The organism is Ruegeria sp. AL2 (assembly GCF_056540845.1).
Genome location: NZ_JBQFXM010000005.1, coordinates 166,188 through 183,315, shown reverse-complemented (window position 1 = coordinate 183,315; position 17,128 = coordinate 166,188). Strand labels below are relative to the sequence as shown.

Annotated in this window: 11 protein-coding genes; 6 read left to right on the top strand and 5 right to left on the bottom strand. The window is 58.0% G+C overall.

Going from position 1 to position 17,128, the window contains the following annotated elements; genetic code table 11:
* Nucleotides 1-69: 69 nt before the first annotated feature.
* The 3 genes from ACR0ID_RS09615 to ACR0ID_RS09605 form a co-directional block, all read right to left on the bottom strand.
* Complete coding sequence (locus ACR0ID_RS09615) at nt 70-1,236, bottom strand: alpha-hydroxy acid oxidase (protein WP_480518750.1); 1,167 nt, start codon at nt 1,234-1,236, stop codon at nt 70-72.
* A gap of 143 nt (nt 1,237-1,379) precedes the next feature.
* Nucleotides 1,380-2,171 (bottom strand): tryptophan synthase subunit alpha, encoded by a 792-nt coding sequence (gene trpA / locus ACR0ID_RS09610; RefSeq protein ID WP_480605066.1) that lies wholly within the window; start codon nt 2,169-2,171, stop codon nt 1,380-1,382.
* 79 nt (nt 2,172-2,250) lie between these two features.
* Nucleotides 2,251-2,739, bottom strand: a complete 489-nt coding sequence (locus ACR0ID_RS09605) for an acyloxyacyl hydrolase (protein ID WP_480605064.1) — start codon at nt 2,737-2,739, stop codon at nt 2,251-2,253.
* Between the two features lie 200 nt (nt 2,740-2,939).
* Here ACR0ID_RS09605 and ychF point away from each other — a divergent pair, with 200 nt between their 5' ends.
* The 6 genes from ychF (at nt 2,940) to ACR0ID_RS09575 (ending at nt 11,002) form a co-directional block, all read left to right on the top strand.
* Entirely contained in the window at nt 2,940-4,037 is a 1,098-nt protein-coding gene (gene ychF, locus ACR0ID_RS09600; protein WP_480605063.1) for a redox-regulated ATPase YchF, read from the top strand.
* A gap of 65 nt (nt 4,038-4,102) precedes the next feature.
* Nucleotides 4,103-4,984: a LysR family transcriptional regulator gene (locus tag ACR0ID_RS09595; protein ID WP_480605061.1), complete on the top strand. Its 882-nt coding sequence runs from the start codon at nt 4,103-4,105 to the stop codon at nt 4,982-4,984.
* 85 nt (nt 4,985-5,069) lie between these two features.
* Nucleotides 5,070-6,773 carry an NAD(P)H-dependent oxidoreductase subunit E gene (locus tag ACR0ID_RS09590; RefSeq protein ID WP_480605059.1) on the top strand — a complete coding sequence of 568 codons (1,704 nt, stop codon included), beginning with the start codon at nt 5,070-5,072 and terminating at the stop codon, nt 6,771-6,773.
* Nucleotides 6,774-6,786: 13 nt separating this feature from the next.
* Nucleotides 6,787-9,570: a formate dehydrogenase subunit alpha gene (gene fdhF / locus ACR0ID_RS09585; protein WP_480605057.1), complete on the top strand. Its 2,784-nt coding sequence runs from the start codon at nt 6,787-6,789 to the stop codon at nt 9,568-9,570.
* Between the two features lie 111 nt (nt 9,571-9,681).
* Nucleotides 9,682-10,470: a cyclase family protein gene (locus tag ACR0ID_RS09580; protein ID WP_480518762.1), complete on the top strand. Its 789-nt coding sequence runs from the start codon at nt 9,682-9,684 to the stop codon at nt 10,468-10,470.
* Between the two features lie 10 nt (nt 10,471-10,480).
* A complete protein-coding gene (locus ACR0ID_RS09575) occupies nt 10,481-11,002 on the top strand; it encodes a thioesterase family protein (RefSeq protein WP_480554522.1) in 522 nt (173 codons plus the stop codon).
* Between the two features lie 21 nt (nt 11,003-11,023).
* On the opposite strand, the gene ACR0ID_RS09570 is transcribed toward ACR0ID_RS09575, so the two are convergent.
* Nucleotides 11,024-15,112, bottom strand: coding sequence for a translocation/assembly module TamB domain-containing protein (locus ACR0ID_RS09570; protein WP_480605055.1), 4,089 nt, complete (start codon nt 15,110-15,112; stop codon nt 11,024-11,026).
* Nucleotides 15,109-16,914 (bottom strand): autotransporter assembly complex protein TamA, encoded by a 1,806-nt coding sequence (locus tag ACR0ID_RS09565; protein ID WP_480605053.1) that lies wholly within the window; start codon nt 16,912-16,914, stop codon nt 15,109-15,111. The genes ACR0ID_RS09570 and ACR0ID_RS09565 overlap by 4 nt, the downstream gene beginning before the upstream one ends.
* Nucleotides 16,915-17,128: the final 214 nt, after the last annotated feature.

The following is a 17,128-nucleotide window of genomic DNA, read 5'->3' as shown; positions in this document are numbered from 1 at the left end:
CTGGCCAAAAATATCCCGGGGGAGGCGCCCGGAACGGGCGTCGGGGGCAGAGCCCCCCTGTTTGACCGGTTACGCTTGCCAGCGGCCCCCGAAGTTTTCAGGTATCAGCAGATTGTGACGCCCCAACGCGGCCACGTTTTTCTCACCACAAAGCGCCATTGTAGTGTCAAGCTCCCTCTGGATCAGCTCAAGCGCCGTGGTGACACCTTTCTGACCCATGGCACCCAGACCATACACAAACGCGCGGCCAACATAGGTCCCTTTTGCCCCAAGCGCCAAGGCTTTGAGCACGTCTTGCCCGGACCGGATGCCGCTGTCCAGATGCACCTCGATATCGCCACCGACCGCATCCATGATCTCGGGCAGGACACGAATTGAGCTTAGCGCGCCGTCAAGTTGACGCCCACCATGGTTTGACACGACAATCGCATCGGCACCCAGCTTGGCGGCCATCCTTGCGTCCTCCGCATCAAGGATGCCCTTGAGGATCACTTTCCCGCCCCATTGCTCCATCAGTTTTTCAACCTTGGACCAGTCCAGGCTGGGGTCGAACTGTTCTGCGGTCCAGGCCCCCAATGACGATGCGTCCGAAATACCATGCACATGCCCCACGATGTTGCCGAACTCGCGACGCTGGGCCCGCAGCATTTCAATGCCCCAGGCCCATTTGGTCATCAGGTTGGCGATGGTTTTTGCCGTCAGTTTGGGCGGGGCCGACAGACCGTTTTTCAGGTCCTTGTGCCGTTGGCCCAGAATTTGCAGGTCGAGCGTGATCACCAGTGCGGAACATCTGGCATCTTTTGCCCGCTGGATCAGGCGGTTGATGTAGTCCGTGTCTTTCATTGTATAAAGCTGGAACCAGAATGGCTTGTCGGTATACCCGGCCACATCTTCGATCGAGTTGATGGACATGGTGGACAGCGTAAAGGGTACACCAAATTCTTCGGCGGCTTTGGCGGCCTTCATCTCTCCGTCTGCATGTTGCATCCCCGTCAACCCGACCGGCGCCAGCGCAACAGGCATTGAAACGTCTTCGCCAATCATTTGCGAAGTTGTGGACCGACCGGACATGTCGACCGCAACCCTTTGGCGCAGGCGAATTTTTTCGAAGTCAGTGCTGTTGTCGCGAAAGGTCTGTTCTGTCCAGCTGCCGCTTTCGGCGTAGTCATAGAACATACGAGGCACGCGGCGTTCATATATGCGTTTGAGGTCTTCGATATTGGTGATCACAGGCATGAAAACAGGGCTCCGCTCACTTTGGTTAGTTTTTCTTACCAATTCATTCCCAAGGCTGCAATGTCTTGACGTCACAGTGAAGGAACAAAAAACCCGCCGCGGTATCCGCGACGGGTCATCATTCTGGCATGTTGGCTGCGAAATCAGGCGCTGTGCGCGCCATCCGAAAGAGATTTCACAAAGGTCAGCACTTCGGCCACAGGTTTACCTGCGCCGATCTGGCTGACGATCGCTGACCCGACCACCGCGCCGTCCGACACAGAGGCAATATTGCGCGATTTCTCAGGCGTGTTGATCCCGAACCCCACGATCACCGGCAGATCGGTCGCGGCCTTGATGCGGGCAACCTCGGGGCCAACATCGGTTGCTTCTGCCTCGGCTGCGCCAGTGATCCCGGTGATCGAGACATAATAAACAAAGCCCGAAGTGTTTTGCAGAACGCGTGGCAGGCGTTTGTCATCCGTAGTGGGGGTCGCAAGGCGAATAAAATTCAGACCTGCCGCTTGCGCGGGCAGGCAGAGTTCTGCGTCCTCTTCGGGGGGGAGGTCCACCACGATCAAACCGTCAATCCCTGCCGCTTTTGCATCGGCCAGAAACGCGTCGACACCCCGGCTGTAGATCGGGTTGTAATACCCCATCAGGACAATGGGGGTTGTATCGTCCGTTTCCCGAAACGTTCGTGCCAGATCCAATGTGCGTTGCAAGGTCATGCCCCGCTCAAGCGCACGTTGGCCTGCGGCCTGAATAGTAGGGCCGTCGGCCATCGGGTCGGTAAAGGGCAGGCCCAGCTCGATAACATCCACGCCAGCACCAGGCAGGCCTTTGACCACTTCAAGCGAAGTGTCATAGTCGGGATCTCCGGCCATGACATAGGCGACAAAGGCTTTTTTGCCTTCGGTTTTCAGGGCGGCGAACTTGGCGTCGATACGGGTCATCGGATGTCCTTGCACTCGGGTTTCGACCTGATGTGCAGAAACTTTGACCGAAAATCAATCCCGCCCAGACAGGAATGGATCAGAAGCCCAGATGATAGCGTACCAGCAGGGCATTCACGCCCGGGTTCTCGTCATTTGTGCTGGCGTTGGATTTATGGGTAAGTGCGACAGATACGCTATTGCCATTGTTCAGGTTATAGCCAAGTCCCAAAAGGCTGCGAATCTGGAAATCGCCCCCCAGATCATTCAGGTCGTTGCTGGCGTTATAATACCCAGGCATCACGCTGCCTTCCACGAACCAGCGATCGCTTAGCGCATACTGCCCGATCAGGCCCGCGCCGATATGCGTGTCCCCATCCTCATCTACGGTTAGGGCCGCGCCCAAACCGGCGCGAAACCGCGTGGCATGATGAAATGGCGTGTGGTGGTATTCGATCGAGATCAGACCCTGATCTTCAGATGTGTCTTCAGAATAGTCCGCGTATCCGGCACCAAAAACTACGGTCTGGGCCTGGGCTGACGCGCAGGCCGTTGCCGCCAGTACGGTTGCAAGAAAAAAGTGCTTCATCTGTGTCCGCCAACAAAAAGTGATCGTGCGCTAATAACTGGTATTCGTAGCCGTCGTTTTTCAATTTAGACAAGAACACGTTTTCCAAACAATTTTGTGATGTGGCGAAATTGACTCTGCCAAAGAGCCGCCAGCAATCCCTTGCGCAATCAGGCGGACCTGCATAGAAGCTGCGATCGTATTCTATGCAGGAGGCCGTGATGGGCTTTAAAATGGGAATCGTGGGTCTGCCGAATGTCGGCAAGTCGACCCTGTTCAATGCGCTGACCAAAACCGCAGCTGCGCAGGCCGCGAACTTCCCGTTCTGCACCATCGAGCCAAATGTCGGGGATGTTGCGGTTCCCGACGCCCGCCTCGACAAGCTGGCGGCGATTGCATCCTCAAAACAGATCATCCCAACGCGGATGACTTTTGTGGATATCGCGGGTCTGGTAAAAGGCGCGTCAAAGGGCGAAGGGCTGGGCAACCAGTTTCTGGCGAACATTCGCGAAACTGATGCGATTGCCCATGTGCTGCGCTGTTTCGAAGACGGCGACGTGACACATGTAGACGGGCGCGTTGATCCGGTTGCGGACGCTGACACGATCGAAACCGAACTGATGCTGGCCGATTTGGAAAGCATCGAAAAGCGTCGGGCCAATCTGGTGCGCAAGCTGAAGGGCAACGACAAAGAAGCGCAACAGCAGGATCGCCTGCTGGCCCAGGCGCAGGCCATGCTGGAAAGCGGCAAGCCCGCACGTCTGGTCGAAGTCAGCGACGAAGACGCCAAGGCGTGGACGATGTTGCAACTTCTGACCACCAAACCGGTTCTGTACGTCTGCAACGTGTCCGAGGAAGACGCCGCAAAAGGCAACGAATTCTCTGCCCGCGTGGCCGATATGGCTGCTGCTCAGGGCAATGCCCATGTCATCATCAGCGCCAAGATCGAAGAAGAAATCAGCCTGCTGGATGAGGACGAAGCCCAGATGTTCCTTGAGGAAATGGGACTGGAAGAGCCCGGCCTCGACCGTCTGATCCGCGCCGGTTACGATCTGCTAAAGCTGGAAACCTATTTCACCGTCGGCCCGAAAGAGGCCCGCGCCTGGACCATCCGCACCGGCACCGCTGCACCGCAAGCAGCAGGTGTGATCCATGGCGATTTCGAAAAGGGCTTCATCCGCGCCGAGACCATCGCCTATGACGACTATGTCGCTGCCAATGGCGAACAGGGCGCGAAAGAGGCGGGTAAGATGCGGGCAGAGGGTAAAGGCTATATCGTCAAGGACGGCGATGTGATGCACTTTTTGTTTAATACCTGATCAATTGGGCTGTTCCTGTCGGGTGAGCGGGGTATCCTGCCTTATCCGCAGCATTGGAGCTTTCCTTGATCGAAATCCGCGACCTGCAACTGCTCAGCGCTTTGGCGCGGCATCGGCATTTTGCCAAGGCGGCCGAGGAGTGCGGGATTTCACAGCCTGCGTTTTCTATGCGCATCCGCAATCTTGAGGATCGGTTGGGTGTCTCCATCGTCCGCCGCGCCAACCGCTTTCAAGGGCTGACCGAAGAGGGCGAGATGATCGTCCAGCGGGCGCGGCGCATTCTGGACGACACCAAGGCGCTGGAACAGCAGGTTCTTGCTGCCAAGGGCGAGATTACGGGCACACTGATCCTCGGCGTGATCCCGACCGCAATCGCCTTCACGGGGCGGTTGGTCAAAAGGCTGCGTGACGCGCATCCTCGTATCGTCACACGCATTGAAACCATGTCCGCCACCGCAATTCAACATCGGCTGGACGAAGGCAGCCTAGATGCTGGGGTAACCTATGGTGACAGTATTGGCACCGATTTCCGGCAGGTTCAGCCCCTTTACGAGGAAACCTATGTATTGTTGGTGCCCACGCATTTGACGGACCAGACCGGCCCGATTCCGTGGGCGCAGGTCGCAGAATTTCCGCTCAGCCTATTGGAGCCGCAGATGCAGAACCGGCGTATTCTGGACAGGGTGTTCGCCGAACAGGGGCTGCACCCAGATATCGTTGCCGAAACCAGCGGTTTCACGGCTTCGATGGTCATGGTGCGGGAGGGGCTGGCGGCGACGGTTGTCCCTCGGGTTTTGGTGCGCGCGCTGGGCGATTTGAAGGGAACGAAAGCGTTGCCGCTGATTGAACCTGTTGTTAGCAAACCGATTTGTCTGGCAACCCTCAGCCGGGATCCCGAGCTGCCAACCGTCAAGGCTTTGCGGGATGTGGTGACCTCTTTGCGGTGATAAGGTGTCGTTATCGTGCGATTACCAAAAGCGATTTGACGATATGTTTGCCTGATGAGAGACGGAACCTCAATCGGAGGGCATCATGGCACCATTAGATACCAAGCCATCAGGCACACCCAAGGGCGTCTGGAAGTCAGGTAAAGGCAAGGGGCGGCACACACCCAAGGGCCGTCAGTTCACGGATGAGGCGCAGGCTGAAATCACACGCCTGCTGGGTGATCGCCCGCGTCGCCGCGACCTGCTTATCGAGTTTTTGCATTTGATTCAGGACGAACACGGTCATATCAGCGCCGACCATATTGCAGCGCTTGCCGTGGAAATGCGGATCGGTCAGGCCGAGGTCTATGAGACCGCGACTTTCTATGCCCATTTCGATGTGGTGAAAGAAGGTGAGACGCCTCCTCCGGCATTGACCATCCGGGTTTGTGATTCCCTCTCCTGCGAAATGGCCGGTGCCCAGCAGTTGCAGAAGGCGCTGGAAGACGGTTTGGACCCTGCCGAAGTTCGCGTTGTTCGCGCGCCTTGCATGGGGCGTTGCGATACCGCTCCGGTATTGGAGATTGGCCACAACCACATCGACCATGCGACCCCCGAAAAGGTACAGTCGGCGATTGCGGCAGGGGACACCCATGCGCATCTGCCCAACTATGAGACCTTCGAGGCCTATGAGGCCAACGGCGGCTACACCAAGCTGAAAGATCTGCGCGACGGCGGGAACTGGGAAGAAGTCCAGGAAACTGTTCTGGCCTCGGGCCTGCGTGGTCTAGGCGGTGCTGGCTTCCCGTCGGGCAAGAAATGGGGCTTTGTTCGCATGAACGACGGCCCGCGCTATCTGGCCGTGAACGGCGATGAGGGTGAACCCGGCACATTCAAAGACCGCTATTACCTGGAGCGCACGCCGCATGTCTTCTTGGAAGGTGTGCTGATCGCGGCATGGGCGATCGAGGCCGAGACCTGCTTCATCTACATGCGCGACGAATACCCGGCAGTACTGGAAATTCTGCGTCGTGAGATTGCGGCATTAGAAGATGCCGGTATCGTCGCAAAGGGTTACATCGACCTGCGACGGGGTGCCGGTGCCTATATCTGCGGCGAAGAATCCGCGATGATCGAATCGATTGAGGGCAAGAAAGGCCTGCCGCGCCATCGTCCGCCGTTCGTCGCGCAGGTTGGGGTCTTTAACCGTCCGACCTTGGTGCACAATGTCGAGACGCTTTATTGGGTATCAAAAATCTGCCGCGAAGGGCCGCAGATTCTGAACTCTGTTGAAAAGAACGGCCGCAAGGGCCTGCGCAGTTATTCGGTCTCGGGGCGTGTGGCGAAGCCGGGCGTTTACCTACTGCCCGCAGGTTCGACCATTCTTGATGTGATTGATGCCGCCGGCGGCATGGCTGATGGCCATGTGTTCAAAGCGTATCAACCGGGCGGGCCGTCGTCAGGTCTTCTCCCCTCGGGCATTGACGACGTCCCGCTCGATTTCGACACGCTTCAGCCGCTTGGCACTTTCATCGGGTCTGCCGCCGTTGTGGTTCTGTCCGATCAGGACACCGCCCGCGATGCTGCGCTGAACATGCTGCGGTTCTTCGAGGATGAAAGCTGTGGCCAGTGCACCCCCTGCCGGGCAGGCTGCGAAAAGGCGGTCAAGCTGATGCAAGCCGACAAGTGGGATACCGATCTGTTGGAAGATTTGTGCCAGGTGATGGCCGATGCCTCGATCTGCGGTCTGGGGCAGGCGGCCCCGAACCCCATCCGTCTGGTCATGAAACATTTCGCTGACGAAATCTGAGGGAGACAGAGCCATGCTTGACGCAAGCCCAACCAAGACCGTCACCTTCAACCTGAACGGCGATGACGTCACCGTGCCCGAGGGCACCACGATCTGGGAAGCGGCCAATGGCCGGGGCCTGGTGATCCCGCATCTGTGCCACAAGCCTGCACCGGGATACCGCCCCGATGGCAACTGCCGCGCCTGCATGGTCGAGGTGGAGGGCGAGCGTACTTTGGTCGCCTCGTGCATCCGCCCGGCGGCCGATGGGATGGTGGTCAAGACCGACACCGACCGCGCCGAAAAATCGCGCGCCATGGTGATGGAATTGCTCGTGGCTGACCAGCCCGAGCAGCCGCATGACGTATCCAGCCATTTCTGGGATATGGCCAAGTTGAACGATGTCAGCAACAGCCGCTTTCCTGCGAAAGAGGCCGAGAAAATCCCGCTGCTGGATGACAGCCATGTGGCGATGCGTGTCAATCTGGATGCGTGTATCAACTGCAATCTTTGTGTTCGGGCCTGCCGCGAAGTGCAGGTGAACGACGTGATTGGCATGGCCGGTCGTGGTCATACGGCGCAGGTGGTGTTTGACCAGAATGACCCGATGGGTACCTCCTCCTGTGTTGCTTGCGGTGAATGTGTTCAGGCCTGCCCCACCGGTGCGCTGATGCCTGCGACCGTGCTGGACGAACAGCAGCAGGGGGACAGCAAGGATTACGATAGCGAGACCGAAAGCGTCTGCCCGTTCTGCGGTGTGGGCTGCAAGGTGTCGCTGAAGGTCAAGAACGGCAAGGTGAAGTATGTCGAGGGCATCAACGGCCCCGCAAACGAAGGTCGTTTGTGCGTCAAAGGTCGCTTTGGCTTTGACTACATCCACCACCCACACCGCTTGACCAAACCGCTGATCCGGCGCGAGGATGCGCCCGCCAAGGGGCTGAACGTCGATCCGGGCGATCTGTCGACCCATTTCCGTGAAGCGACCTGGGAAGAGGCGATGGATCTGGCCGCGACCAAGCTGATGGCCCTGCGTGCCAAAGACCCACGCTCGGTTGCAGGCTTCGGTTCGGCCAAGTGTACCAACGAAGAGGCGTATCTGTTCCAGAAGTTCATCCGTCAGGGCTTCAAGCACAACAATGTCGATCACTGCACCCGTTTGTGCCACGCCTCATCCGTTGCGGCGCTTATCGAGAATGTGGGTTCGGGCGCGGTGACGGCGACCTTCAACGAGATCGAGAACGCCGATGTGGCGATCATCATCGGTTCAAATCCGATCGAGAACCACCCTGTCGCGGCGACCTATTTCAAGCAGTTCGCCAAGCGTGGCGGCAAGCTGATCGTGATGGACCCCCGCGGCGTTGGTATGCGCAAGTTCGCCGACGAAATGCTGCAGTTCCGCCCCGGCGCGGATGTCTCGATGCTGAACGCGATCATGAACGTGATCGTCGAGGAAGAGCTGTATGACAGCCAGTACATCCATCGCTGGACCGAGAACTGGGAGGCCGAGAAAGAGCACCTGCGCGCCTTCACGCCCGAAGCGATGGCCCCGATCTGTGGTATTGAACCGGATCAACTGCGCCGGGTCGCCCGCACCTTTGCGCAGGCCAAAGCGGGCCTGATCTTCTGGGGCATGGGCGTCAGCCAACATATTCACGGCACCGACAACTCGCGCTGTCTGATTTCGCTGGCTCTGATGACCGGCAATGTCGGTAAACCCGGCGCAGGCCTGCACCCGTTGCGAGGGCAAAACAACGTGCAGGGCGCATCGGATGCGGGCCTGATCCCGATGTTCCTGCCGGACTATCAGTCGGTGACTGACGACGGTGTTCGTGCCAAGTTCAATGATGTCTGGCATTCGGATGACTTTTCGAACGAGAAGGGCCTGACGGTGACCGAGATCATCGATCAGGCATATGCGGGCAACATCAAGGGCATGTATATTCAGGGTGAAAACCCGGCCATGTCCGATCCGGATGTGAACCACGCCCGCGCGGCACTGGCCAAACTGGATCTGATGATCGTGCAGGACATCTTCCTGACCGAGACGGCGAACTATGCCGATATCATCCTGCCTGCCTCGGCGCTCTATGAAAAGAACGGCACGGTGTCGAACACCAACCGTCAGGTACAGCGTGTACGGCCTGCCGTTACCCCTCCGGGTGAGGCGCGCGAAGATTGGAAGATCACGGTTGAGCTGGCACAGCGCATCGGGCTGAATTGGGACTACACCGATGTGTCGCAGGTCTTTGCCGAGATGAAACTGACCATGGCGTCGCTTGACAACATCACGTGGGAGCGTCTGGAGACCGAGACGATTACCTACCCGTCGCTCAGCGAAACCGATCCGGGTCAGGCCATCGTGTTCGGGGATGGTTTCCCCCGTTCGGGCGGCAAGGCGAAGTTCACTCCCGCCAGCGTCATTCCGCCGGATGAGGCCCCGGACGAGGAATACCCGATGATCGCCACCACTGGCCGTCAACTGGAACATTGGCACACCGGCTCGATGACCCGCCGGTCCAATGTTCTGGACGCGGTGGAGCCGGAGGCGAACTGTTCGATGAATCCACGTACGCTCAAGCTTATGGGAATCGAGCCGGGCGATATAATCCGCCTGACCACACGTCGTGGTTCGATTGAGATCATGGTTCGCGCGGACCGGGCGATTGCCGAGGATATGGTGTTCATCCCGTTTGCCTATGTTGAGGCGGCGGCGAACATCCTGACCAATTCGGCCATCGACCCCTATGGCAAGATCCCCGAGTTCAAGTTCTCGGCCATTCGCGTCGAAAAGATCGAAAGCGCAGTTGCGGCTGAGTAAAACCAACACATATCAAGCAAAGAAGGCGGCCTGATGGGTCGCCTTTTTCTTTTCTTGACAGGCGCTTGCGCTCGACCAACCCTGTCGTAGATGTTGGTGGAGGAATTTCTTATGGCACGCCGTTTCGTCGATCTGTCCGTTCCGTTGGAAACCGGGATCGTGTCTGACCCGCCAATCATGTTGCCGCAAATTGAATATCTGACCCATGATCAGACGGCAGAACAGGTCATGTCTTTCTTTCCGGGTCTGGAACGGCAAGACCTGCCGAACGGTGAAGGATGGGCAATCGAACGGTTGCAGATCGCGACCCACAACGGCACGCATCTGGATGCGCCGTATCACCATCATTCCACGATGAACAAAGGTGAACGGGCAATAACTATCGACGAAGTGCCGCTGGAATGGTGCATGAACCCCGGCGTCAAGCTGGACTTTCGACACTTCGAGGATGGGTATGTCGTTACCGCGGCAGATGTCGAAGCTGAATTGAAGCGCATCGGCCACGAACTTTGCCCGCTGGATATCGTCGTGGTCAACACTGCTGCAGGGACACGTTATGGTGCGCCGGACTATCTGGTCAAAGGATGTGGAATGGGGCGCGAGGCGACGCTTTTTCTGACTGAACGTGGCGTGCGTGTCACCGGCACCGACGCCTGGAGCTGGGATGCCCCGTTTCCGCTCACCGCCCAGGAATACGCTGAGACCCGAGATCCATCTATAATCTGGGAAGGCCATCGCGCGTCGATGGACATCGGGTATTGCCACTTGGAAAAGCTGACCAATCTGGAAGATTTGCCGCCCTCAGGGTTCGAGATTTCCTGTTTCCCCTTCAAGATAAAAGGGGCCTCTGCCGGATTTGTCCGGGCCGTGGCAATACTTGACGATGAAGACGCGCAGTAAAGGGGGTCAAATGCAGCCGAGTACCATACCTCCTGGCGGGCATGATGGCCCGTATGCCGCGCCGGTGGAAATTCGCGGCTTTGAAGTACGGCCCGAATGGATCGACTATAACGGCCATATGAATGTCGGGTTTTACGGTGTCGCCTTTGACATGGCGTTGGAAAAGCTGATGGTTGATCATCTCGGGTTGGGCGAGGTGCAGGTCAAGGCGTTGGGGCAGGGGCCTTACATCCTGCAGTCTCATCTGCATTTCGTGCAGGAGGTCAAAGACGGTTCATCGTTTTATTTCAGGTTCCGCATGCTGGATGCTGACAGCAAGAGAGGACATTATTTCGCGCAGATGCTTTTGGCAGAAACTGACGAGATTTGCGCGACGCAAGAGGCGCTTTTCATGAATGTCAGCCACAGCACCGGGCGATCCGTACCCTATCCGGATTGGGCAGCGACGCGTCTTGCGCAAATGGTGGTTGACCATAAGTCTCTGGGACCGGCTTCGCAGATCGGCCAACCGATAGGAATTCGCCGGAAATAGTTTCCAGGGTCAGAAGCGATCCTAATAGTCCTTTGAAAAGAACACTCCGATGCCCGTTTCGCCGCGACCGTCAACCGTGCCCTTGACCGAGAAATTGTCGGTAACATCAAGGTTCAGGTTCACCTCGGTATCGCCTTCGGTATTGACGGTAAAGTCGGTATAGAGGTTTTCACCCAGATAGGCCCCGGCACCCAATCGGCCCGCGCCACCTTCTGACGCACCAACATCAATCGTATCAACACCGGTAGAGTCGCGTAATCCCTTGGTCGCGTCCCCTCCAGCACCGCTGAGTTGCGCCAGCGACGCGGCCATCTGCGCAATCAGGAACGGTGAGATTTCCGAGAACCTGTTCCCAAAGAGCAGCATCGCCAGTGCCTCTTCAGCCGGGCGTTCGGGATCGGAAAACACGCTGACCTCGGGTGAATCCAGCGGCCCTGCGATTTCGATGGTCGCGGTGCCGTCCGAGGTGCTGGCAGAGGATTCAAACTCGATATAAGGCGTCAAGTCACCCTGTAGGGTCACGATGCCTTTGGTCAGGGCCAGCCTGCGGCCCAGAATATCGAAATTACCGCGGATCAATTCAATCTGACCTGATGGGACCACCGAGGTCGTGGTGCCACCAATGGAAATCCGGCCACCCAGTTCGGCATTTACACCGCGCCCCCGTACGAACACGGCTTTGGGTGCCAGCAAGTTGATGTCCAGTGCTATTCGGGATGTGCTTTGGCCCTTGTCTTTAGTGGTTACAAGACCTGCACGCTCGCGCGTGATGAAACTGGCACCGCTTTCGTTGACATGCTGTATTTCGGGGATCGGTGCGGCACCTACAGCCCCCGAAGCCGCAGCGAGGTTGATATTGGTCTCACCAAAGGTGATCTGCCCAGCCAGCGAACTGTTCCCGGCTAGAGCGCCGGTCATCGCAATCTGACCGTTCAAAGTCGTCTCGTATAAAAGCCGATCGGTCAGGACGAGGCTGTTGATTGTTGTCGTGATCTGCGCATTGAACGGGGGCGTCAGATCGACAGGTCCATTGACGGTAAAGCCACCACCGGCCCGCACCCCGCCGTTCAGCGTGATGGTTGCACGGCTTTGCGCCAGATCCACCTGTCCGTTGATCCCGGTGATGGTCTGGCCTGCGCCGGGAAGTGCAAGGGATGTTCCCGAAGTGGTAATCGATCCGCTTAGGGACGCCAGATCAGCCGGGCCTTTGAGGGCCAGATCAAAGCGCGCGGACCCCTCAATCTTGTTAGGCGTGATGAAGACGTTTGCTATCCCCAGGTTTACGCCACCCTTCGCTGAAATATCTGCATTGCTGCTGCTTTCATCAAAGGTGCCTGCAACCGTGCTGACGATGTCTGCGGGACCTTGCGCCTTGGCGTCGATGGTCCAAACGCCACTGTCCCGCTTGGCATTGCCCGCAGCGGTAAGGGTGCCGGGAAACTCTGGCACAAACCTTTCGATGCGGTTAAACTTGGCATCGAAGTCCAGATCAGCGGATCCATTTGTGTCCACCGTACCGGCCACCTTGGCATAGGAACTCTCTGGCCCAAGCAAGTGTGCTGTTCCTTCGAGCCCGGACCGTGTCGGAGCGACGTTGCCGTCCAGTTTCAGAGGCCCGGAGAGTGTTTTTGACAGCCGCCCCAGATCATCCAGCGCCGCGGAAAATGTCAATCCGCCGGCATCGCGGTCCAGTTTGCCGGATGCATCCGCAGAAAGGGCGGTGCCGATCAGCTGGAATGTGCGAATATTCAGACCGGCCTCGTCATTCACCGCATCCACCGTCAGGTTCGTTCGCCCCTGGATCAGGTTGTCAACTGCATTGATGCCGGATTTGATGTCATCAGCAGCCAAGTTGCCTTTGATGTCAAATGCCTTGCTGCCAACCGTACCTTTGCCTGCGACGTCCGCGATGATCGAACCTGCAAGATCTCGCCCGGCAAGAGTTGAAAAAGTTGACAGGTCCGGGACGTTCAGACTGACCTGCCCGTCCACGGCCAATGCATCCGTCGGATCATCAATTGTTGCCGCGGCGCTTGCCACAATGGCTGAACCTTTGATCACCGCGTCGCGGATTTCAATCTGCTTCTGGCTCAGCGCGCCGTCGAAATTTATCTCGGTCCGACCGACCAGCAGCGGGTCAATCTCGGGTAGGCCCGTTTTGATGTCCTGGCTCATCACGCTGGCTGTGCCATCAAACTCGAGCGTCTGAATAGTGCCTTTGCCGTCCAGTTTCGCCTGTACCGCACCGCCAAGCTCACGTTTGGCGAGGCCCGAGAACACGGAAAGATCCCGCGCGTTGACTGTTGCTTGCCCGTCAATCGTCACGCTGCCGTCAGGGGTGGTAACCGTACCATCAGCCTGCGCGCGCAGAGTATCGCCGATCAGCGTAAAATCCCGGATCGTTACGCCATCTGGACCGCGTTTTGCGTCCAGCGTGATTGTTGTGTTGCCCCGGATCACTGGGTCAATGTCATCGCGCCCTGTGGAAAGACCGCGCCCTTCGACCTCCAGCTTGCCATCGAAACTGCCTTCAAGCGGCGAACCCTGGCCCGTGAGCCGGGCAGAGGCCTGACCGCCCAGTTCCAGCTGCGCCAGACCCGAAAACCGTGCCAGATCGGTCGCCTGCAATGTCGCGGTTCCATCGACGGCCAAACCACTGGACAAGCCGCTGATCTCGGCATCAACGCCCAGTTCATAGTCCGAGCCGACCATCTCGACCCCGGACACGTTCAGGGTCTGATCCCTGCCATACTGGAACGTACCGTCCAGCGTAATGCGGTCTCCAATAGCTGCGTTCAGGGCATCGTCAGTCAGGTCGATACCGTCCAAAGCAGCTTGCAAATCACCGTCGATCCGCAAAACGTCACCCTGTTCCAAAGTTCCCTGCGCCGTAATTTGCGCGCGTTGCAGGTTCAGGGTATCGGATTTTACCGCGTTAGCGGTCAGACTTAGATCCCAGAGATTGCCGTTTTTCTCATCAAACAACGCAGAGACCTGCGCAGCTTCGATCGATGTGTCGCCACCTGACAACGGAAGGACGACGCTTTGCCCCTCGGGCGGTGTAATGCGTCCTTGCAGGGCCGCCAGTTGCAGCCGACCGCCCGGCGCCAGTTGCAGCGCCCCTTTCAGGTTCAGTGCCTGAGAACTGAGTTCCAGATCACTAATATCCAACGCGCCTTCAGGCAGGGTCCGTCCATCCACGATCAACTGCGTTTTGGGGCCGAAAAACGTATCCATTTTTTCAGCAATAAAAGGTGTCAGGTCACCACCCAGATCCGCGGTAAAGGCGATGCCCTCCTCCGCGCTAGCCGCGGCTGTTGGGGCCGAACGCAACCGAACCTGTCCGGTCACTCGTGGCTGCCCATCACTGCTCAGGCCGATATCGGCCGTAAAATCCGTCACCGGCCCGGACCCTTTCGCGGACAATCCGATCGGGGGACTGTCCGGCATTTTCAAAGCGGTCGAGATCAGACCCCCCGCGGCTTCGGTGACCTGAAGGTCAAGATCAATCTGGCTGTCAGTGTTCCGAAAACCCGCAGCTATGGAGATTTGATCACCGGCCCGATCCAGTCGGGTGATGTCCAGTTTGGTGTCCAGCGTCCCGTCGGCCAGCGACAGGTTGCCATTGACGGCCAGTTCCGCCGCAACGCCGATCAAAGGTTTGCCCAAGGCCAGCTCGCCAATGTGGATTTCGCCGATTTCGATGGCCACGGGCAGTTCAGGCAGTTGAAAAGCTTGGGTCTCGGCAGAAGCGGACGGTGTGTCCTTGGTCGTGGTGCCCGGCGCACGGGCGACGTCGATTTCCTGTGCGGTCAGCGCGTTGACCGAGAACCGCCCACGAATCAGCGCCAACCGGTTCCAATCCAGTTCCGCTCCCCGGATGGTCAGCCAGACCCCTTCATCATCGGCCACCGTGATCTCGGTAATGGTGGCGCGTGAACTCAGCGCGCCTTGCAGACCTTTGACGGTAACATTCTGATCGTCGCCCGACAGCGTGTCTTGTAGGAACCGCTCGATCATACTGCCGCCTTCGTCCTCCTGCGCGGGGCCGGCCACTGGCACAAGCATCAGCGTGCCAATCAGCAGAAGGTATGAAAGGTGCCGCCTCAAAACGCTTGCCCGATCCCGATATAGAATTGCAGACCGTTGCCGCTGGAGCCGCTTACCGGGAAGGCCAGGTCAAACCGGAGGGGTCCGAAGCCGCCCAAATCATATCTTACGCCGATACCGGCACCTGCATGATCTTCCGCGCCACTTCCTATAAAGGAAGAGGTATCGACGACACCGTAGTCGTAAAACCCAACCAACGACAGAGAATCTGTCACCTTGCCCCGGATCTCGCCTGAAAGTCCAAGGAACGATTTGCCGCCTGCGACACCGGTCCCGACCGGGATGCCAAGGCTTTCATAGGGTTGCCCGCGCACGGTTCCCGCACCACCGGAAAAAAACAGAAAGTCGGGTGTAACGCCATCTGCTGGCGGGCCAATGACTGATCCAAGTTGCGCCCGCGCTGCCAGCACAACCCTGCCGCCAGTTCCAAGGCTAGTATAGATCCGGCCGTCGACAAACAGGCGAATGCCCGTATCGGTGCCGGAAAAGCCAATGAAAGGCATGACTTCGGAATCCAGATAATAGCCGCGCGTGGCGCTGACTTTATTGTCGCGTTCATCCCTTTCCGAGCGGAAGGGCAGGATAAAGTATCTGAACTTGCGGCCACTTCCATAGGCGTCGTCAGCATCTGACCACTGTAACCCAGCCGAGGCTTCGGCATAGAGCGTGTCCGAGAATGTGCGGCGCGCACCATATGCCACAGACGCAACCGATACATTGTAGTTTTCTGTGTTGCGGCGCTCCAGCAACGCGTTCCAGAATGTATTGTCGTCCGGACCCAGACGATCGGGCTGATCCAGACGCAATCCGATCCGCCCATCAAGATCTTCGGAACCACCGATATTTCGTATCGCGGCCTCGAACCGCAGGCGTTCCGCGCGTTTGAACATGTTTCGATGTGTCCAGGTTGCGGTCACGTCGAGACCGTCGCGCGAGGCCAGCTCGAGCCCAAAGGTCAGCTGACGCTTTGGTAGGTCTTCGAATGTGGCGTCGAAATCCAGTGTCCCGTCGGGGTTTGCTGTCTCATGTTCCTGCAATGAGACGACGTTGAACGTGCCGGTTCGGCGCAAACGCGTTCCAACCTTCTGGATTTTTTCTGGTGAGTAAACTTCCCCGCTTGGGAAACCGGCGATTTTTTCGATGGACCGGTGGCGCACATCCGTGTCGCCCTTAATGAACATTCTGCCAAACGTCAGCCTGCGCCCCGGGTCCAGATCAATCTGCGCATCCAGACGGGCCTGTGCGTGACGGGCGATAATGGTCTGATCCTCAATTTTTGCTTTTGCGTGGCCTGCATTCCGCCAACCCTGCACACCGTACGAGCCTGCTTTTTGAATGACCCCTGTTGTTGCTAGTTTGCCGGGGGCGAAACCTTCGGGCAGCACGGTGCCAGACGCCAGGGGCTGAACAATGGCCGTGCCGAATTTGAAGCTTGGCCCGGTTTCAACGGTAATTGCGGCCCTGGCGATCTGTGCTGGCACAGTCAAAGAGCTCAACTCAGCGGCTTCCTGCCCGTCAAGCTTAATGCTGACAACCGGGCTGAAATACCCTTCGTCATACAAGATCTGCACAAGCGTGCGGTAATCCGACAAGGCGGCAGACAGGATCTCAAGTGGCGTATCCAGACCCCGCTCTTCCGCTGTTGTCACCGATGATGTCTTTTTCAGACGTTCAACAAGTTCCTTTGAAGCGCCCGGCGCCGTCAGAGAGGTTTCCAGCGCCATCAGAGCGGTCGGGGTCAGTGCCATGACAATGGCACTCAGCCAGCACTTCAAACGGCCTTGCGGCATGCGCCCTTGCATGAATAGCCCCAACTGTCCCAGTTCCAGATCTCAGCTACCGTGTGATGCACGGTCTTATAGTGTCAGGTTAGAACATCTGAATGCCGTTGGGAAAAGGGATAAACGCGGGATCGGGAAATTTTGGTCGAATTGTCCCGGCCTTTGCTGACACAATCGCTTTGCCGCACCTCGATTGGCAGACCGGAATTGCCGCAGTCCGGGCCAAAGCCAACCG